Here is a 19586-nt window from a genome sequence, read left to right as displayed (position 1 = left end):
TAAATCGTCATTTCTTGATTTCGCAGGTGCATAACTAGCATAGCCAAATTCCTGGCACCTGGGAAGCGGGGGAACCAGTTATGGGTGAATTGATCTTGCTACAGAGGGATCATAGGGGACCTTCAACCGAATCCTTAAGCTAACCTCGCAGGCGTTGGAAGGGGAATATCTCTTGTTCAAGAAGAAATTAACCGCAGCTGTACTTAGCATCACATTCGCATTATCACTTGGTGCAGGTAGCGCATTCGCAGATTCAAAGATGGACACAGTAATTGATTCAGCAATGGGAACTACATACAAAAGTGGGGGAACAACGCTTAACGGCTTTGACTGCTCCGGATTTACACGGTATGTATTCGACAAGTTGGGTATTGATTTGGCACGTCAATCCAGTTCCCAATTCGACATGGGCGATTCCGTATCCCGCATGGAAATGAGAGCTGGCGACCTGGTGTTCTTTAATACAACAGGTAAAGGCGTATCTCATGTAGGAATCTTTGTAGGGGATGGAAAGTTTGCACACTCCTCTTCTTCCAAAGGCGTTACAATCAGTGCATTGAGTGAAAACTATTGGGCCAATCGTTATGTTGGCGCGAAACGGATTATGAGCACGGACGCATATGAATCACTGGCCCTTGACTAGGGACAAGCTGAGCAACATGATGCTGTAACCATTAACCATACTGGAACGAAGCAAGAAGCATAACAGAACCGCCCGGTACATTCTCCGCAGGAATGTATCCGGCGGTTTTTTTGTGCTTCAATCCTTATTCATGTTGCAAGTTACTCAGGGCATATCCTGCGACATCAACAGGTTCATTTTGCGTTCGTTCGTCCGTGCCCTTATGATGTTTTTACCCATCCCGTTATAATATAAACGGAATTACCGGAACTTTTGTTTCATTTTTTTCTTGGGAAGGAAGACTTGCTAAATGAACATCTCTTTTGTAGAGTGGACAAAGAGTTCTGTTTCAAGGAAAGGAGCATGCGGGTGTATGAAGGAAACCCCTGTGACGTTTCACGTTGTACCCATGCGAGAAGAACATGCGGAGCTTATCTGCAGTTGGCAGTATGACCCGCCTTACAATATCTACAGCTGGCTCCCCTGGGAGCAGATGAAAGCTCTGGAAGTGGAATTCGGAGATGCGCAGCTGCGGCAGGAGCAATACGCGATCGTCCTGGATCAGAACGATCGTATATGCGGGTTTGCTCAATACTTCCCACTTCAAGGGGTAACCCGGATTGGCCTTGGCATGCATCCAGAGCTGTGTGGTCAGGGTCAAGGGACAGCTTTTGTCACTGCCATTGTACAGGAAGCCATTCGCCGAAATCCCACGAATGAGATTGATCTGGAAGTACTCACTTGGAATGCTCGTGCCATTCAAGTCTATCTGAAGAGTGGATTTGTCACCCATGATACATACGAACGACAGACCCCAAGCGGCTTGAAGCCCTTTCACTGTATGGTTTATGAAGGGCCTCGCGGTTAGAATCCATTGTAAAACAACCAAATTTGCCCCTTGTTATGTGATTAGTTCAAAAAATTCCCACAAAATGCTATGATGTCAGTACAGGTTCCGTTATAATGATATGGATAGTTTCAGGTTAGATGATCTTTCATTCTGGAGGGGACATAAGGGATGCACAAATGGATCATGAGCGGAGTATTTTTTGCAGCATGCGCTTTAGCTATTGTTTTAATGTTTACGCTTCCAGGGAAAGAAGAAGTGGCTGAAGAAGCCAAACCAACCATGCCGGAAGTAACATTGGATGCCGGACAGGCTGAGGCACTGGTCAAAGCCAATTGTATCTCCTGTCACGGGGATCAGCTTCAAGGTGGCGTAGGACCTGCTCTGGCAAACATCGGCAGCCAGGATGATCTGGAGAAGATCTATTCTACGATTGTCAAAGGTAAAGGTGGTATGCCTTCCTTCAAGGGCAAACTGCAGGATGAAGAGATTGCCAATATCGCCATGTGGCTGTCAGAGAAGAAATAATCTCTGCACGCACTACATAATGAAGAGGCCCTTAATCCCCTTTTGGGAGAATAAGAGCCTCTTTGTTATACCAATTATTAGGCATCAGCCGCGTGCTCAGCCAGAAAGGCCTCAACTTCACTTGCGGACGGCATCCCGGACTGGGCGCCGAGCTTCGTCACGGATAACGCGGCCGCACCCATGGCGAAGCCTACGGCCGCGTCCAAAGTCTCACCGCGCGCGAGGGCTACCGCCAGCGCGCCGTTGAAGCAATCGCCAGCGCCGGTCGTATCGACGGCGCTTACGGCGTAGCCGGGCGCACGGCACGCGCCGGTACGCCCTGCTTGAACGCGGCCACCAGGCGCCGCCGCGTACACAGCCCCCTCGGGACCGAGCGTCGTGACGACAGCGGCCCCGAGGGATGCGGCGAGCTCTGCGACCGCCGCATCCAGGTCTTCCGGCCGGAGATGATCCCGGCCGGTAAGCACGGCAAGCTCGCTGCGGTTCGGCGTGACAACGTCGACGCACCGCAGGAGCTCCTGGGGCAGACCCGGCACCGCGGGAGCCGGGTTGAGCACCACCAGTGCGCTGCCTTCAGCCGCCAGTTGGGCGGCGCGGGTAACCGCTGGCAGCGGGATCTCCAGCTGTAGCAGCACCGCTGCGGCTGCAGTCAGGCTTTTTACCGTATCCGCCTCTTCCAGCATCTCAGGCACCACTTGCCCATTCGCACCAGGAATAACAATAATCCGGTTGTCTCCCCTAGAGAGCCAAATGGACGCCGTCCCTGTAACCGTGTCTTCCAATACGCGAACCTGCGAGGCATCTGCACCACTTTCCGTCAGACTGTGCAGCAGACGTTCGCCAAAACCGTCCGATCCCACCGCACCAATCATCGTAGTCTGTCCACCCAGACGCGCAGCAGCAACAGCCTGGTTGGCCCCTTTGCCACCAGCGAGATAATGCAGTTCCTCACCGCTCACAGTCTCTCCCTCTTCCGGAATCATGTCTGTCTTCACCACGAGATCCATATTGAGACTGCCTACGACAGCAATGAGAGGTTGTTTCTGATTATAGTCTGACATGTATGGTTCACTCACTTCTGGCCGCGCGATAATAACTGACCTCGTTATTCCGACCTCATTTTGTCATAAGCTTCGTTATATTGTCCTGCTTCCTTGATATCTACAGATGTGATACCACCCGCATCCCATGACGTCAGACGCAGCGTAACCGTTGTATAGTCAATCGTAATAAAAGGATGATGATTGAATGCTTCCGAGATCGCAGCGACCTCATCCACAAATGCAATCCCTTTCATGTAGTTGGAGAACACGAATTTACGTACAATCCACCGTCCCTCTTCCAGTTCCCAGCCTTCCAGCCTCCCTAGATGAGCTTCGACTTCCTCTTGCGAAAAAACCATGCGTTATCTTCCTCCCCATAGGATGGTACATTACAGACGTATGTCCGTATAACCACCGACACCTTCGGTGCGATCAACAGCAACCTCAAAGGCCAGGCTCACCGCCATGCGGTTGGCCCATTTCACGAATAACATCTTACCACGGACAAGCTTCAAAATCCAATCACCTACATGGCATAGAACCAATAACCATAAGGCTTTGAGGGAAATTCCAGTTCCATTTATACCCCTGAAAATGCATATAAACATACTAAATTAAAGGTACAAACGTCAACTCTTCTTCCCCGATCAAAATATGAATGCGGTGCTGCTCCTTATCATGGATGACCACGCCACTTCCAACCGGAATAACAGACTCCTCGCCCAGCGCATAGAACAAATCCTCCGCCAACGCCTCATCCACTTCAAGTTGGTCAGATGCAGCCAGTCTCTCCCACTCTTCCGAGTCCATTTCAAAGAAAACATACCGATCCGGTATGCGCCCGATTGCCGTTGTCAGATCTGTCAAAATTCCTTCATAATCCCGTCCATGCTTTACGCCCATTGGCTTTTCACTCCTATTCGGCCCCTAAGGAGCGGATTTGATCTTATTATACCTGAAAATAGCCCTTAAAAAAAAAGGCCTTCTGGTCGATAAATACATATATGACCGTTTTAACTGTTTTAGCAACCGTAAGGAATGCCTAACATTGAACGGATTGCGGCCAAAAATTCGTCCGGAAGCCCGAACACAGCCGCTTGAAAGGATTCAATTTTATCTCATGGATGAGGTGTATGATGAACATTTCAACGATTATTGGACTAATTTTGGGGCTGGTCTCCCTTGTATTTGGTATGTTCTTGAAGGGTGCGCCCTTAATCAACCTGGTTAACAATCCCGCAGCCTACATTATTATCTTTGTTGGTACGGCAGGAACCATCTTTATCGCATTTCCGATGTCTGAAGTTAAGAAAATCCCTAAGCTTTTCGGGATTGTTTTCAAAAATCAAGTACTTATTGATCGCGTATCCCTGATCGGCACATTTATGGATTGGGCTTCCACTACCCGTCGTGAAGGTTTGCTTGCACTGGAATCAAAAGTAGAAGAGATTGACGATCAGTTCCTTCGTGGCGGTATGCGTATGATTATAGACGGCAACGATCAGGAATTTGTAAGTGATGTGCTCATGGAAGATATTCATGCTACAGAGGAGCGCCACCGTGGCAGTGCCCTGATCTTCGCTCAGGCGGGGATGTACGCACCAACGCTCGGGGTTCTCGGGGCCGTTGTAGGTCTCATCGCAGCACTTGCCGATCTCAGTGACATGGAGAAACTCTCCCATGCGATTGCGGCAGCATTTATCGCAACACTCCTTGGTATATTTAGTGGTTACGTGTTATGGCACCCGATGTCTAACAAGCTGAAACGGATGTCCAAGCAAGAAATGGAGATCAAGCTGATGATGGTTGAAGGACTGTTATCCATACAATCCGGTGTCTCCACCATCGCCATCAACCAAAAGTTATCCGTATTCCTGACACCTTCCGAACGTAAACAACTGGAAGAGAAGGAGGGATCATCAGGTGAAAAAGGCTAAGAAGCACGAACCACATGAAGAGCATATAGACGAGAGCTGGTTGCTTCCCTATTCCGACTTGATGACCTTGTTGCTCGCTCTGTTTATTGTATTGTTCGGCATGAGTTCAATCGATGCAGCTAAGTTTGAGCAGATGGCTTCCGCACTAAACAGTGCATTAAATGGAGGTTCCGGAATTCTGGACCATTCGTCCATGAATCCGGATACGCCAGGTGCTGATTTGGGTAAGAACAAACAGGAACCTACAGAAATCACCAAGAAAACACCAGCTCAGATTACAGATGCACAGATGGCTAAGAAAGAACAAGAAGACCTGGAGAAACTCAAAGAGCGACTCGACAAATATATCTCGAAGAACGGGCTCTCGGACCAGCTGAACACCAAGCTGAATCAGTCTGAATTGAAGATCACCATCAGTGATAACGCCCTGTTCTCCTCAGGCCGAGCAGATGTGAAGCCTGAATCACGATCCCTGGCCAAAGCAATCTCAAGCATGCTGCAGGAGTTCCCTGAATATGAAGTGGTTGTATCCGGTCATACCGATAATATTCCCATTTCGAACAACCAATATAAGGATAACTGGGATCTAAGCGCAGATCGTGCGCTCAACTTCCTAAAAATCCTGTTGCTGAACACGCAATTGGACCCTTCCAAATTCACACCAAGTGGTTATGGAGAGTATCACCCGATTGCCAGCAATGACACCAATACCGGACGGGCACAGAATCGCCGTGTAGAGGTATCTATCATTCGGAAGTATCAAAGTAACAATACAAATGTAAAAGCTGTTGGCGAAGGAAACTAGAGGCCTGCAGCGATTCATTAACCAAAGACCGTTCTCCAGGTACAAGGAGAACGGCCTTTTTGGTTTATATAATGCTTATGCTTTGGTTTATCTCTACATTTTTTCACACTATTTGCGAAGGTTCCCTGTCGTTATTGACCCTATACCAAAAAGCCCTGCGCTCCTTTTCGGAAAGCAGGGCTTCAATCAGTTAATTAGTCAAAGTCGAATCAACTATTCCAGTGAATAGTCCAACAGACCGCCCAGCTCCGCTTTTTCAGCAGCGGTAAGCTCTCTCCATGAACCTGTCGCCATTTCTCCAAGATGAATGTTCATGATCCGAACACGCTTCAACTTACGAACCTCGTAGCCAAAGGCACTACACATCCGCCGAATCTGACGGTTCTTTCCTTCAGTCAGGATGATACGGAATACTCGATCCGTCATCCGGGTCACTGTACAAGGCAGGGTCATTTCACCCAGGATCTTCACCCCAGTGCTCATACCTCTAAGGAAACTGGGGGTTACAGATCGATCAACAGTAACGATATACTCTTTCTCATGGCGTCCTTCTGATCTAAGAATCCGGTTAACGATATCACCATCATTGGTCATCAGGATCAAACCTTCTGAGTCCTTATCCAGGCGCCCAATTGGAAAGATACGTTCATCGTGTCCGACAAAATCAACAATATTGCCCTGAATATGCTGCTCGGTTGTGCTTGTGATCCCGATCGGTTTATTCAGCGCGATATATACGTGTTTTCTCTTTTCCTTGATTGGCTTGCCGTTGATTCGTACATCGTCGCCTTCTTCTGCCTGACTGCCCAGTTCAGCCTTAACTCCATTAATGGTTACCTGACCACTATCCACCAACTTATCTGCTTCGCGCCGGGAGCAGTAACCTGTTTCACTAATAAATTTATTAATACGCAAAAGGTAATCTCACCTCATCTAATTCTCTTCATCTGTAAATGGTTCATCCGTTATCTGATCTACCTCAATAACTTCCGGTTGTTGATCGGATGCAGGCAGTTCAATGATAACCGTTGTTCCCTTGTTCATGACGCTTTTAATATCCATCATGCCCTTATGTGATTGAATAATGCGCTGACTGACCATCAGGCCAAGCCCTGTCCCAGACTCTTTGTTCGTAAAGAAAGGCTCCCCAAGCTTGGGCATCATCTCTTCCGGGATACCAATGCCTTCATCCCTAATCTCAATTCTGACGCGTTTCAACTGCTCGTCATGCTTGAGCTTGATATGGATGCTTCCTCCATTTGGCATGGCCTCCATACCATTTTTCAGCAAGTTGATGAATACCTGCTTCAACTGGTTCTCTTCACAGTGTACCATAGCCGAATCGGATGAGGCACGCAGTACAAATTCTACACCATGCAGATGCGCCTGACTATCCAGTAACGAGATGACATCGCCAAGAATAAAACGAATATCCCGATTCTGAAAATGAACCGCCTGCGGTTTCGCCAGAATCAGAAATTCACCAACAATAAGGTTGATTCGATCCAGCTCCGATAACATCAGATCCAGATGACGATGATTCAGCTTGTTGCTCTCTTGCTGTAACTGTAGGAATCCACGCAGCGTGGTCAGTGGATTACGAATCTCATGTGCCACACCTGCTGCAAGCTGACCCACGGTTGTTAGCTTCTCAGAACGCCTGAGCAACTCTTCCATCCGATTACGACTTGTAATGTCCCTGGAGACGCTAATCAGCGCGGTAATCTCTCCAGCCTCGTCTCGCACCGGAGCCGTACTGACACTGACCTCTACTCGGGTCCCGTCTTTCTTCATCCAGGTGGTTTCGTTGGACGTAATGGACATCCCTTCAACGAGTTGGGCATGCTGACGTTTCATTTCTTCTTCTGCTTCTGGCGGGATGATCTTCAGATTACGACCTTCCACTTCACGACTTCGAAATCCATATAATTGTTCGAATGCCCGGTTAACCCGAAGCACCTTTCCTTCAAGATCCGTAATGTGAATGGCATCCGCTGTCTGATTGATAATGGACTCCAGATGTTCTTTCACCGCCCGATTCTCTTCATACATTTGTTTCAGACGGCTCGTATAATGGCCTAGATTACGAATCATGGCATTAATACGATTGGCCAGTTGACCAAGTTCATCCTTCCTCCGGACTTTCAGACGGAAATCAAAGTGCCCTTCCGCTACATCATTCACTTTGCCCAGTATGGATTGGATCGGACGCGTAATATACCCTGCGAGCAGATAGCTGCCAAAGATCACGATCTCCAGCAAAACCAAGGATATGGAGGCATGGCTCACCAACTGCTCAGATACCATGGAGGATATTTGCTTATAGTCCATGACAATACTGATCACATAGGAAGACTGATTGGGGGTGAAAATGGGAATAAAACTCTTCAATACCTTCTGTTCGTGCGTTTCACTGACAAAAGATACATTTTGCCCTGTTCGAATGGCGCGCACCACAGCACGATGATCCTCATTCGTAGAACCATACTGGTATGTACCAAAACGAATCGGTCTGTTATTCAACTTGCTAAAGTTCGAATCTCTTCCGTCATCACCCATGTTCGGGCTGCCAAAAGTCAACGGATTGATGCCTGTAATCTCCAGAATGGAGGGATTGACCTCACGAATTTTATTTAAAATCTCATCCGGACTAGAGATTTTCACATAGTCATCAACTTCCGTATTATTATAGAAAGGATTGATTATGTAGTTTCTCTTTCCATCATGGTAGTAACCCCAGATATCAATATCCGAAGGACTGGATGTCGAATATTCGAATCCATCTGACCAGAAATGCTCCAGCTTCTGCCCTTGGGGAATCGTCACCTGTTGTTTTTCAAACAACTGCTTAAAGGCCTGATACCAATAGGTCATGGATTTGGTGGATAGCCCGATTTCTCTCGGATCTGAAGAGCGGCTAACAACGATGTCATCATCCGTCTGCTCCATTAACGATATATGTGAGACGCCGACCTTTTGGCTCAAGCGTACAAGTTCTTCATTTGTGATATTATTAATATCCGGGTCCAATTCTTCCGCTGCCATGACAGCAGCAAGCCACAGATTGTTTCCAATCTGCCGTTTTACATAATCCGAACTGTATTGATTCTGTTCGACAGCAATTGCAATCTGCTTTGCAGTGAGCACCATCTTGTTTTCACTGTCCTGCCTCAGATTCTCTTCTGTAGTATAATAACTCAGTGCGATATTCAACACTAAAATAACGAGCACTGAGCACGACATAATCATGGATAATTTCGTTTTAATAGACAAGTTTTTTTGTTCACCTCTCGGCTTGTACCCTCTGGCGATATATGGCAAAACCTATCTCCATCATAACGCTTGTATGTCTTTTTGAAAAGGATAATTGACCTGTGCCCAAAAGTTACCGAATGACTGAAAAGCTCGAAATTCGTTGTTTTTTGCATTTTTGAACTCTACAATGAAATTAAACACTATATTTATCCACATACCCACAGGCTTGTGGATAGTTTGTTTATAACTATGTGAGCAACTACACGGTTATCCACAATTCTATACACAACATGTTAACAACCCGAATGCTTGTTCGCTGAATAAACGATTTTGGAAGGAGTTATATAAGTAATGACTGACCATTCTCTCCAGCCCGATCTTGGGAATTTATCTGAGGAGGCTCAACATGAGCACTGGATGCGGGAGGCCATTGCCGAGGCCTACAAAGCTGAGGCTCTTGGGGAAGTGCCGATTGGAGCTGTAATCGTACAAAATAACCAAATTATCGGTCGGGGATACAATCTGCGTGAAACTACCCTGGATTCCACCGCCCATGCAGAGATGGTGGCTATTCGTCAGGCCAGCGAGACCATCGGAGCTTGGCGTTTGTTGGATTGTTCTCTGTACGTCACACTGGAACCTTGTCCGATGTGTGCAGGTGCAATTGTACAATCCAGGGTCCCCCGCGTAATCTATGGTACGGCTGATCCCAAGGCAGGCTGTGCAGGTACACTGATGAACCTGCTACAGGAGCCTCGTTTTAACCATCGCACCGAGGTGATCCCGGATATCCTTCAGCCTGAATGCTCCACGATGTTAACTCAATTTTTCAGACGTCTGCGTAAAAAGTAATACTAATCATTGAATATCAACATTCCAATCGGAAAGGAAGTGTGCTGTAATGGCACTAACACTCTATGATACAGCCAACGGCATAAGCCTTCGGTTGCTCACACCCCAGGATACACAGTCCTATCTGGACCTGATTCAGGTCACACGCGTTCCATACCAGGGAGTAGAACCCGTGCGAGACGATGAATTCTATACACTGGATGCTCAGACTCGGCGGATTGAGGATCGGGTCAAGGCAGCAGAAGAAGGTACGGGATATCAATTTGGAATCTATACCATTAAAGACAGTCTGCTGATTGGACAAGTAAGTATCAACAATGTCGTACTGGGCGTTGCCAATTATGCGGATATGGGTTACTTTATCCATCCAGATTATCAGGGTGGAGGACGAATGACAGCAGCGGTTAAACTGGCAGTAGCTTATGGCTTCCGTGCGCTGAAGTTAAATCGGGTTCAGGCTGCGGTATTGCCCTCCAACAAAGGTTCACAGCGCGTACTGGAGAAGAACGGATTCCAGTTTGAAGGTACTGCTCGCAAATACCTCAAGATCAACGGCAAATATCAGGATCATCAGATCTATGCTGTACTTGCTGAAGACTTGGACGAACTTGCGAATTAATTGATTTAGAATTCCACCACAAAGCTGTCTGTATTTCCAATTCAACAATATAAAAATTTAATGTACAAAACCGCACTACTCTAGTTATGTAGGAGAGAGTGCGGTTTTATTTGTATAGATCGCCAGCCACGATTCAACTTCAAAGATCAATTATTTTGCGGATATCCCCTTACGCTGTATAGCAAAAAAAACCGCCTGTATCCAAGCGGAAGGAGATTATCCTTCACTTGAATCACAGACGGTTTGAACTCAGCGAGATTAGTATCCGTATGAAGCGTTCATCAGTTCTTCGAACTCTTGCATAGTAATTACGTCATCGCCAGTAGGGATGTTGATTTTGAATGCTGCTTTTTCGTTAATCTTGGTGTACGTATTGGAACCGGTAAATGCCAATTTCACTTCGTCTTTTGTATCTTCTGGCTTGATCAGCACATCAGCGACCATCTTTTGATATACCGGGAAGTCGTTTTTGTCCAATGCGAAATCGATGTTGAATTGGTTAATTGTCAGAACATCTTTCAATTTGTCCAAGTCTTTAGCCATTTCAGCCTGATCTGCTTCAGTGATCTTCAGATCTTCTTTAGCTTTGTCGATATCAGCCTGATCCATTTGCAGCATTTCACGATATTCCTCTTTGGACAGAATATCCAATACTTTAGGCATAGCTTTTGTTACCAGTACAGTAACCGCTTCTTTAACATTGTCATTATTCACCGAGAATTGTACAACCTGCTTCGCATCTACACCTTCAGGAAGTTGTGCATCTTTGGTGTCTAGATTTTTGAAGAATTTAGCTTGATCGTACTCGCCCAGCACTGCGTCCATTACTTCGTTGCTCAGCTTTTGCGTTTTGGCTGCGTCCATAGCATCCGGGTTCCATTCCGTACCCTCTTGCTCAGCCAATTCCTTCAGATCCAACTCCAAGAACTTGTTAACAACATTCTCAGGAATCGGGAAGAATGGAATGTTCGGCACTTTCACATAGAGTTTCTCTGCCGTCATCACCATTGGAATGTTAAAGGTCATACCCATATCGCCTTTAAGCTCGATGCCAACAGTCATCTCGGTCTGCATTGGCTCACTTTGGTATACACCCGTTACATTCAATTGAGCATCCTTCAGCATGCTCATAAACTGAGTCATAGTAGGATCAGTTTGTGACGCATCCCCAGGTTTATAGCTCAATTCATTAATTGTAAAGTTGGAACTCATTTCATACGAAGTCAATTTGGAAGCATTGGCCGCAGCCGTCTTCAATGCCTCTTTTGGTTCCTGCTTACTGCTACATGCTGTCAATGCCATAGATACGGTCAACAGCAACGTAAGAAGAAGCGCCCCCATACGTTTAGTCATTTGTTTCTCTCCTCTCGTGATAACCCCAAAAAAAGTAATTCAATATCAATGATATACCATATCGTCAGATACCGAAACCTAATTTGGGAAAAATGTGATCTTTCCTCTTTAAAATGGCTACAAAGACCTATGTCAGCTTTGGGAATAAGCATGTCCTTGTCTTTATATATGTATGAATACGCAAAAGCCCCCTGTTAGGTAACAAGGGACTTTTACGTGAAATCTGTTTCTTCTATTAACCTTGGGGATTCAAATGATCCACATGATTTTGATTTTTTACTTTTTTGGAACCGGATAATGGTTCCTGCATGGAAGAGCGTTTGGATGAATGACGATGCTGTTCGGATGCTTGCGCTTCCGGTACGGGAATTGTCTTTGGTTTGCTCATATTATTGCCCCCTCATCATTGTTAGGAATGGGATGGGTCCCTATCTTCCGTTTTGTCATGATTCAGTGCATCCTGATGACGGCGATCATTGATATCTTGCTGAATTTGCTGGGCATGATGACTGTTTACGGCAGGCTGCTCCAGATCATCGACTACATTTTGCAGGTTTTTGTCTACTCCCGCTTTGGCTTTAGTCAATTGAGTTCACTCCTTCAGATTTCAGGCTATTATCTCGTCTGGGATCGTAACGACTGGGCGCATTCATGAATGTGCCGTGTATAATCGTGAGCCAGTTCCTGAATCGGTTCTGTACGCTCATCCGTCGTTCGTCCATCCCGTTCCACATCAATCAGCTGTACGCTGACTTCACGGGAATCGACATATGCACATTTGAAATCAAAAGAGTACATCTCGTGCCCTGCTGTAGCAATGTGTATCCGAATCGCCTGCTGATCGGCTTCATCGGCCATTACCTGAGCCTGGTCTCCAACATTCAGGACTTGAGGCAAACGTTCTTGCCAAGCCCCTACAAGCTCTGTCTGATCGATGTTTAACTCGCGGTTCATCTTACCACCTCCACTCCTATAAAGTGCGGCGATGAGGATGTTTTTATACATATTAACCTCATTCCAAATATAACGTTTTACTGTGCAACGTATACATCAGTCACCAACCTGTATACTCACTACGTTTAACAAACTCACCACGCAAAAAAGGACCCGAGCGAGATCGCTCGAGTCCTTGTTATAAGTGTAGTATGGCGGAGAGGGTGGGATTCGAACCCACGTGGAGTTGCCCCCTAACGGTTTTCAAGACCGCCCCGTTATGACCGCTTCGGTACCTCTCCAGGGAATTAACTTTTATAAACTTGCCACGAAAAGTATCATACCACATCTCGACATTATAATGCAACCTTTTTTATATTAAAAATGATGATCCTGTATCAGACAACTGCCTCCGTTATACAAAACACTCCAATCCGCCATTCAGAAATGACGGATTGAATTTGTATTCCTCTTGATGAGGATGGTTAACTAACTCTTAAGAGCGATGTGCAATCACACTAGTGCCGCCCATATAAGGACGCAATGCTTCAGGAATAACAACCGTACCATCTTCCTGTTGATAGTTCTCCAGGATAGCGGCTACCGTCCGTCCAACGGCCAATCCTGACCCGTTCAATGTATGAACAAATTCTGGTTTGGCTTTTGGCTCTCTGCGGAAACGGATATTGGCACGACGTGCCTGGAAGTCCTCACAGTTGGAGCACGAAGAAATCTCACGATAGGTATTGCTCTCAGGCAACCATACCTCAATATCATACGTTTTAGCTGAAGTGAAGCCCATATCTGCGGTACACAATGTTAGAACACGATACGGCAAGCCCAACAATTGAAGCACACGCTCCGCATTTTGAGTCATTTGCTCCAGCTCTTCATACGAAGTCTCTGGAGTAGAGAGCTTGAGCAGCTCTACTTTGTTAAACTGATGTTGACGAATCAATCCACGTGTATCCCGTCCAGCGGAACCGGCTTCAGAGCGGAAACAAGAACTGTATGCCACAAAGTGCTTAGGCAATTGATCTACATTCAGAATCTCTTCGCGATGGTAGTTCGTTACCGGAACTTCAGCAGTAGGGATCAGATAATATTCAGTATCTTTTAACTTGAACAGATCTTCTTCAAACTTAGGCAGTTGACCTGTTCCAAACAAGCTGTCCCGATTAACGATGTATGGAGGCAGAATCTCTTCATATCCATGTTGATCACTGTGCAGATCCATCATGAAGTTAATCAATGCACGTTCCAGACGCGCACCCAGACCTTTATAAAAGGTGAAACGGGAACCTGTTACTTTGGCAGCCGCCTCAAAATCAAGAATATCGAGATCCTGCGCAATCTCCCAGTGTGCTTTCGGTGCAAAAGTAAATGACTTCGGCTCTTCCCAACGACGAATCTCAACATTGTCGTCTTCAGAAGCTCCAGTAGGTACAGTTTCGTTTGGAATGTTCGGAATCGCCATTGTGAGATCATTGATCTTCACTTCCAGTTCCCGAACTTCTTCGTCCATAGCTTTGATTCGATCAGAGACTTCGCGCATCTCCACAATCAGATCATCAGCATTCTCACGATTCTTCTTCAGTCTAGCAACTTCCGCCGAGACTGTATTCCGACGACTCTTCAGCGTTTCACTCTCTTGAAGCAATTCCCGACGCTTGGCATCCATCTCGGTAAATCCAGCGATAAGATCCAGCGATTTGCCACGTTTAGTCAATGCTTCTTCTACACGTGCATACTCATTCCGCAATATTTTCACATCAAGCATGATATACCCCTCCTAAATAACCTCACAACGTGAAGCCTTGTGTTAAATCCATTCTCAAAACTCTACTGTATATACCTTACTATATACTTATCGGAACCTGTAACCCAAAAAACAACCTATATCCCCGGTGTCACCCTCCGCTGCGATTCCCGCTTTGAAGCAGATACAGGCAACATCAGGCATCCGTTCAGATGCAACCGCCATCCAGCGGCCTTACAAGGCTTCTGGGGAAGTGATCCGATGACCGGGAGATCATAGATTGTACATCATGCATTATTTAGAGTCTACCGTATGTTTGTAGGATCTGGCCATGTCTACAAAATAAGTATGCAGACGATAGTCATCCGTCAATTCCGGATGGTAGGAGCAAGCCAGCAAATGCCCTTGACGAGCAGTAACAATCTCATCCTTGTATGTGGAGAGAACTTCGACCTGGTCTCCGACACTCTCGATCAAGGGTGCCCGTATAAACACAGCTCTTACCGTTTCCTCAATGCCTTTGACTGGCAAATCCGTCTCAAAACTTTCTCTCTGCCGTCCAAATGCATTTCGTGATACAGTCATATCCATTAGCTCCAAATGAGCTTCTTCCTGCCCTGCAATGTGTTTAGCCATAACGATCAAGCCAGCACAGGTACCAAATACCGGTTTGCCCTCAGCAGCAAACGCGCGAATGGCATCCATAAACCCATACTTGCGCATCAGTTTACCGATCGTTGTGCTTTCCCCGCCAGGAAGGATAAGACCGTCCAAGTCCTCCAATTGCTGAACCTGTTTGATAGCTATACCTTCTGCTCCAGCACGTTCAATACTTCGAATATGCTCTGTTACAGCTCCTTGAAGTGCTAAAACGCCGATCTTCATACGCTCATTCCCCTTCTCTTACCAGCCACGATCTTGCATATGGTAAACGAACATTGTACTTTTTTACTTCATCATACGTGAATTCTAACTTGATATTTTACCGGAAAAATTGTAAATATACAATCCATCCGGTCGGAAATATAGACTAAAAGAGATTTTTGATTCCGTCAAAGAGATCCACGAAGAAATCTTTCACAGCACGGAAGAACAAACGGAACCATCCGCCTTTTTCAGCCTCTTCAGCTGTGATCAAGTTCACTGTTTTTTCCTGAGGTTCAATTCCTTCTGCTTTATACGTGTACGTTACTGTACCAACCTTTGTACCTGCCTTGATTGGTGCTACCAGCTTGTCAGCCTCAGTTACGTTAGCTTTGAAGGTCACATCCAGGTTCTGAGTACCTTTGGGAACAACGAAACTTACCGCATTATCTGTTACAACAGGAACCGTTGTTTCTTTCCCTTTTTTCAAAGGTACCGCTTCCCAGCCCGTCACTTTGGTCTTGCCTGCAACAGCCTGCTTCACTTCAAAGTTGTTAAATCCATAGTCCAATACCTTTTTAGTTTCTCTGAAACGTGCGGATTCCGAATCTGTGCCCATAACAACACTAATTAGACGCATACCGTTACGTTCTGCTGTACCTGTAAAGTTATTACCTGCGTTCGTGGTATGGCCTGTTTTCATTCCATCCAGACCTTCATAGGCATAGCTTTTGAAATTGGTTATATTTTTATTCGCTTCCAGCATCCAGTTGTAATTGATAATTGGGGCTTTATCATTGGGACGGAACTTATAGGATTGAATAGTTGTAAAATCTTTGTAGTCCGGGTGATCCATGATGATATATCTGCACAGAATCGCTGCATCCAGTGCGGACATTACTGTTTCTTTATCTTCCGCCGGGCGGAAGTCGGCAGGCATATCTGCTCGATCCAGACCGGAAGAGTTGATGAAGAACGTATCCTTCATGCCCATACGCTTCGCTTCATCATTCATCATTTTCACGAAAGCTTCTTCCGAACCGGCAACATGTTCAGCCAAAGCAACCGTAGCATCATTGGCAGAGCCAACAGCCATAGCAATATAGAGATCCTTAACTGTGTGCTGGTCACCTTCCGCGAGGAAAATTCGCGACCCGATACTTTGTGCAGCATTCTTTTTGACAGTTACAATATCGTCCCAGCCGAATTTACCTTGTTTGACCTGTTCTGCGACAATGTACTCTGTCATCATCTTGGTCATACTTGCAGGTGGCATCGCTTTATCCGCATCAACATTTAGTAGAATCTGTCCCGTTGAGGCTTCCATAAGCACCGCTGATCTAACTTCAAGCCCAAGTGAGTCTACCCCAGGGACTTGCACAGCTTTCTCCGTCTTCGTTGTTGTTGCCGCAGCAGTCAGAACCTGACCGGAGTTATCGGCAGCAGCCATGACCGGCATTACTGCAGACATGCAAAGCATGTTAATTAGCATTACCGAGGCTACGCTCTTTTTGAGCATTTGGCGTTTCTTTTTATTCATGTGTTTGGCTTTCAATGATGAATACTCCCTTCGATCCAAAGCATTATTAATTGCTTCAGTGCAGCTTATGCTGCGATTTTCTTGTTCCCTAACCTCGTGGTTGATGTATGAGATGTGTGCTATATGCGCTGTATCGAACGAGCAATATTATTGCTCCTAAAGTTCGTTATCGATTGTCACTTAGTCCGCATTTTGCAAATGCTTATGTAAAAGGACGTCCGCGCTTCTGTTTAACTGGCAGCCTTTTCTGGCACTGCATTTGCTTTTCAAAACCATATTCATAGATTCACGTCAAATAGCCGCCGCAACGCCTTAATCCACCCTTGGATCGTCACCGCTTGTTCTATTCTATCACAGGGGTATCTGCAAAAAAAGACAGACCCGGTGAAAATCACCGAGCCTGTCCTGGAAATGATTAACTCTCTTCCGATTACAACGAGTAGTTAGGTGCTTCTTTGGTAATCTGTACATCATGGGGATGACTTTCGCGCAGTCCCGCACCTGTAATTCGGATAAAGCCTGTATCGTTACGAAGTTGCTCCAAGTTACTTGTACCACAGTATCCCATACCCGAACGCAGACCACCAATCAGTTGGTGGATTGTATCAGACAGTGGTCCTTTGTAAGCGACACGACCTTCGATTCCTTCCGGAACCAGTTTCTTGTCATCATCTTGGAAGTAACGGTCTTTACTACCTTGTTTCATTGCAGCCATTGAACCCATACCGCGGTATACTTTGTAGCTACGTCCTTGGAAGATTTCAGTTTCCCCCGGGCTTTCCGCTGTGCCGGCAAACAAACTTCCCAACATCACCGCGTGTGCGCCTGCAGCCAGCGCCTTCGTAATCTCACCAGAATATTTAATTCCGCCATCCGCGATAATCGGAACTCCATATTCGCGTGCCACTGTTGCACAGTCGTAGACTGCAGTTACTTGAGGTACACCAATACCAGCGATTACACGTGTTGTACATATCGAACCTGGCCCAATACCCACTTTGACTACTGAGGCCCCTGCTTCGATCAGGTCACGAGTGGCTGCGCCAGTAGCAACGTTACCTGCAACGATGGTCAGGCTAGGGAAACGTTCACGAAGCTGACGTACAGCTTCAATGATATTGATGTGGTGTCCGTGAGCCGAGTCTACCGTAATCAGATCGACACCAGCTTGTACCAAAGCATCTGCACGTTCGAATGTATCTTTGGAGATACCAATCGCTGCACCAACCAACAAACGGCCTTGAGCATCTTTGGCTGCATGAGGGAATTGAATGGCTTTTTCAATATCTTTAATGGTGATAAGACCTTTCAATGTGTTCGTCTCATCAACTAATGGAAGTTTTTCAATCTTGTGCTTCTGAAGGATACCTTCAGCTTCTTGTAATGTGGTGCCAACAGGAGCGGTGACCAGATTCTCACGAGTCATGACTTCGCTAATTTTGATGCCGTAATCATGGATAAAACGCAAATCGCGGTTGGTCAAAATACCAACCAGCTTCTGATCTCCTTCAATAATAGGTACACCGGAGATCCGATATTTCGCCATTACTGCTTCCGCATCAGATACCAGATGATCTGCAGTCAGGGAGAATGGATTCGTAATAACACCACTCTCCGAACGTTTAACACGGTCTACTTCTTCTGCCTGTTGTTCAACCGACATATTTTTATGGATAATACCGATACCGCCTTCACGTGCAATGGCAATAGCCAATGTCGCTTCAGTTACCGTATCCATGCCCGCACTGATCAAAGGAATATTTAGCTTTACAGTATCGCTCAAACGAATAGATACATCTACTTCTTTAGGCAGTGTCTCGGATTTCCGTGGCACTAGCAATACATCATCAAAGGTGAGGCCTTCCTTACCAAATTTATCTTCCCACACGCAAGTGTTCCTCCTTATGTTTGCTCAGCTTTACGGTCCAAAACCCGAAGATTCCAGGCTGTATTTTACGCCGAAAATACGTTTTCTGAAAAATTTATTATTGCCATCTTAGCAAAGCGATATTTAGACTGTCAAGGAAAAGTACTTGGTTATATCAGGTGTATTGCCTGATGAACACAACTGTTTTTCCAGAGCGGACAAGTCTAGTTATTACGCAAAAAAACGTCAATTCGTATCGAATAACGTTACTTTTATACATACTATTGTGCTGATAAATTACCAAATTCAATCTGTATTTTAATCCCACACTGCATAATATAACTATATAATAAAAACCACCACCGAATAACATCGGCAGTGGTTCTTTGCTTGGCGGCGTCCTACTCTCCCAGGACCCTGCGGTCCAAGTACCATCGGCGCTAGAGGGCTTAACGGTCGTGTTCGGGATGGGTACGTGTGGAACCCCTCCGCCATCGCCACCAAACGCATAGCTTAGCTTACATTCAGAGATCGTTCTCTGAAAACTAGATTCGAAACGAAACACGCGAATTACAACTTGCTATTGGATAAGCCCTCGACCGATTAGTACTGGTCAGCTCCATGCATTGCTGCACTTCCACCCCCAGCCTATCTACCTCGTCGTCTTCAAGGGGTCTTACATACTGGGAAATCTCATCTTGAGGGGGGCTTCACGCTTAGATGCTTTCAGCGTTTATCCCGTCCGTACATAGCTACCCAGCG

General features: G+C 46.1%; 21 protein-coding genes, 1 tRNA gene, 2 rRNA genes and 1 riboswitch. Of the genes, 7 read left to right on the top strand and 17 right to left on the bottom strand.

All coding sequences use genetic code 11. The features are described 5' to 3' along the window. The first annotated feature begins 31 nt into the window (after positions 1 to 31). Positions 32 to 169, top strand: a riboswitch (cyclic di-AMP (ydaO/yuaA leader). Between the two features lie 3 nt (positions 170 to 172). From ACE04G_RS05465 to ACE04G_RS05455, 3 genes are all read left to right on the top strand, one after another. Then, positions 173 to 643, top strand: a complete 471-nt coding sequence (locus ACE04G_RS05465; RefSeq protein WP_036607285.1) for a C40 family peptidase — start codon at positions 173 to 175, stop codon at positions 641 to 643. Positions 644 to 995: 352 nt separating this feature from the next. Beyond that, positions 996 to 1490 (top strand): GNAT family N-acetyltransferase, encoded by a 495-nt coding sequence (locus tag ACE04G_RS05460; RefSeq protein ID WP_237178617.1) that lies wholly within the window; start codon positions 996 to 998, stop codon positions 1488 to 1490. A gap of 150 nt (positions 1491 to 1640) precedes the next feature. Then, entirely contained in the window at positions 1641 to 1997 is a 357-nt protein-coding gene (locus tag ACE04G_RS05455; protein ID WP_036607288.1) for a c-type cytochrome, read from the top strand. 77 nt (positions 1998 to 2074) lie between these two features. Here the strand turns inward: ACE04G_RS05455 and rbsK are convergent, their stop codons facing one another. The 4 genes from rbsK to ACE04G_RS05435 form a co-directional block, all read right to left on the bottom strand. After that, entirely contained in the window at positions 2075 to 3058 is a 984-nt protein-coding gene (gene rbsK, locus ACE04G_RS05450; protein ID WP_449003810.1) for a ribokinase, read from the bottom strand. A gap of 44 nt (positions 3059 to 3102) precedes the next feature. Further along, a complete protein-coding gene (locus tag ACE04G_RS05445; protein ID WP_062838136.1) occupies positions 3103 to 3399 on the bottom strand; it encodes a 4a-hydroxytetrahydrobiopterin dehydratase in 297 nt (98 codons plus the stop codon). A gap of 30 nt (positions 3400 to 3429) precedes the next feature. Continuing rightward, the gene (locus ACE04G_RS05440) at positions 3430 to 3555 is read right to left on the bottom strand and encodes a hypothetical protein (RefSeq protein ID WP_449003811.1); all 126 of its coding nucleotides are present in this window, start codon (positions 3553 to 3555) and stop codon (positions 3430 to 3432) included. Between the two features lie 94 nt (positions 3556 to 3649). Beyond that, entirely contained in the window at positions 3650 to 3943 is a 294-nt protein-coding gene (locus tag ACE04G_RS05435) for a hypothetical protein (protein WP_076216998.1), read from the bottom strand. Between the two features lie 233 nt (positions 3944 to 4176). Here ACE04G_RS05435 and motA point away from each other — a divergent pair, with 233 nt between their 5' ends. Beyond that, positions 4177 to 4977, top strand: coding sequence for a flagellar motor stator protein MotA (gene motA, locus ACE04G_RS05430; RefSeq protein WP_211085594.1), 801 nt, complete (start codon positions 4177 to 4179; stop codon positions 4975 to 4977). Further along, positions 4964 to 5782, top strand: coding sequence for a flagellar motor protein MotB (gene motB, locus ACE04G_RS05425; RefSeq protein WP_237178619.1), 819 nt, complete (start codon positions 4964 to 4966; stop codon positions 5780 to 5782). Before motA ends, motB begins: the two co-directional genes overlap by 14 nt. Before the next feature lie 213 nt (positions 5783 to 5995). Here the strand turns inward: motB and ACE04G_RS05420 are convergent, their stop codons facing one another. Further along, the gene (locus ACE04G_RS05420; RefSeq protein ID WP_221824808.1) at positions 5996 to 6697 is read right to left on the bottom strand and encodes a pseudouridine synthase; all 702 of its coding nucleotides are present in this window, start codon (positions 6695 to 6697) and stop codon (positions 5996 to 5998) included. An 18-nt stretch (positions 6698 to 6715) separates the two neighbouring features. Then, positions 6716 to 9055 (bottom strand): PAS domain S-box protein, encoded by a 2340-nt coding sequence (locus tag ACE04G_RS05415; RefSeq protein WP_449003812.1) that lies wholly within the window; start codon positions 9053 to 9055, stop codon positions 6716 to 6718. 333 nt (positions 9056 to 9388) lie between these two features. Here ACE04G_RS05415 and tadA point away from each other — a divergent pair, with 333 nt between their 5' ends. Next, positions 9389 to 9889, top strand: coding sequence for a tRNA adenosine(34) deaminase TadA (tadA, locus tag ACE04G_RS05410; RefSeq protein ID WP_237178622.1), 501 nt, complete (start codon positions 9389 to 9391; stop codon positions 9887 to 9889). 49 nt (positions 9890 to 9938) lie between these two features. Continuing rightward, complete coding sequence (locus ACE04G_RS05405; RefSeq protein ID WP_449003813.1) at positions 9939 to 10508, top strand: GNAT family N-acetyltransferase; 570 nt, start codon at positions 9939 to 9941, stop codon at positions 10506 to 10508. 258 nt (positions 10509 to 10766) lie between these two features. Here ACE04G_RS05405 and ACE04G_RS05400 read toward each other — a convergent pair whose 3' ends face one another. From ACE04G_RS05400 to ACE04G_RS05350, 11 genes are all read right to left on the bottom strand, one after another. Next, positions 10767 to 11861, bottom strand: coding sequence for a hypothetical protein (locus ACE04G_RS05400; RefSeq protein WP_449003814.1), 1095 nt, complete (start codon positions 11859 to 11861; stop codon positions 10767 to 10769). 235 nt (positions 11862 to 12096) lie between these two features. After that, positions 12097 to 12249, bottom strand: coding sequence for a small acid-soluble spore protein P (locus tag ACE04G_RS05395; RefSeq protein ID WP_036607296.1), 153 nt, complete (start codon positions 12247 to 12249; stop codon positions 12097 to 12099). A gap of 21 nt (positions 12250 to 12270) precedes the next feature. Then, positions 12271 to 12447, bottom strand: coding sequence for a hypothetical protein (locus ACE04G_RS05390; RefSeq protein ID WP_017691325.1), 177 nt, complete (start codon positions 12445 to 12447; stop codon positions 12271 to 12273). Between the two features lie 29 nt (positions 12448 to 12476). After that, entirely contained in the window at positions 12477 to 12815 is a 339-nt protein-coding gene (locus tag ACE04G_RS05385; protein WP_449003815.1) for a hypothetical protein, read from the bottom strand. Between the two features lie 192 nt (positions 12816 to 13007). Further along, positions 13008 to 13096 (bottom strand) — tRNA-Ser (locus tag ACE04G_RS05380). A gap of 194 nt (positions 13097 to 13290) precedes the next feature. Further along, positions 13291 to 14574 (bottom strand): serine--tRNA ligase, encoded by a 1284-nt coding sequence (gene serS, locus ACE04G_RS05375; protein WP_221824804.1) that lies wholly within the window; start codon positions 14572 to 14574, stop codon positions 13291 to 13293. A 273-nt stretch (positions 14575 to 14847) separates the two neighbouring features. Beyond that, complete coding sequence (pdxT, locus tag ACE04G_RS05370; RefSeq protein WP_036671585.1) at positions 14848 to 15438, bottom strand: pyridoxal 5'-phosphate synthase glutaminase subunit PdxT; 591 nt, start codon at positions 15436 to 15438, stop codon at positions 14848 to 14850. A gap of 145 nt (positions 15439 to 15583) precedes the next feature. After that, positions 15584 to 16972 carry a D-alanyl-D-alanine carboxypeptidase family protein gene (locus tag ACE04G_RS05365; RefSeq protein WP_405131094.1) on the bottom strand — a complete coding sequence of 463 codons (1389 nt, stop codon included), beginning with the start codon at positions 16970 to 16972 and terminating at the stop codon, positions 15584 to 15586. A 415-nt stretch (positions 16973 to 17387) separates the two neighbouring features. After that, positions 17388 to 18845 (bottom strand): IMP dehydrogenase, encoded by a 1458-nt coding sequence (gene guaB / locus ACE04G_RS05360; protein ID WP_017691330.1) that lies wholly within the window; start codon positions 18843 to 18845, stop codon positions 17388 to 17390. A gap of 367 nt (positions 18846 to 19212) precedes the next feature. Continuing rightward, positions 19213 to 19329: ribosomal RNA gene (rrf, locus tag ACE04G_RS05355) — 5S ribosomal RNA — on the bottom strand. 78 nt (positions 19330 to 19407) lie between these two features. Continuing rightward, positions 19408 to 19586, bottom strand: a 23S ribosomal RNA gene (locus ACE04G_RS05350); the annotation flags it as partial.

Source organism: Paenibacillus sp. AGC31 (assembly GCF_057334655.1).
This window is presented reverse-complemented; position numbering and strand designations above follow the sequence as displayed.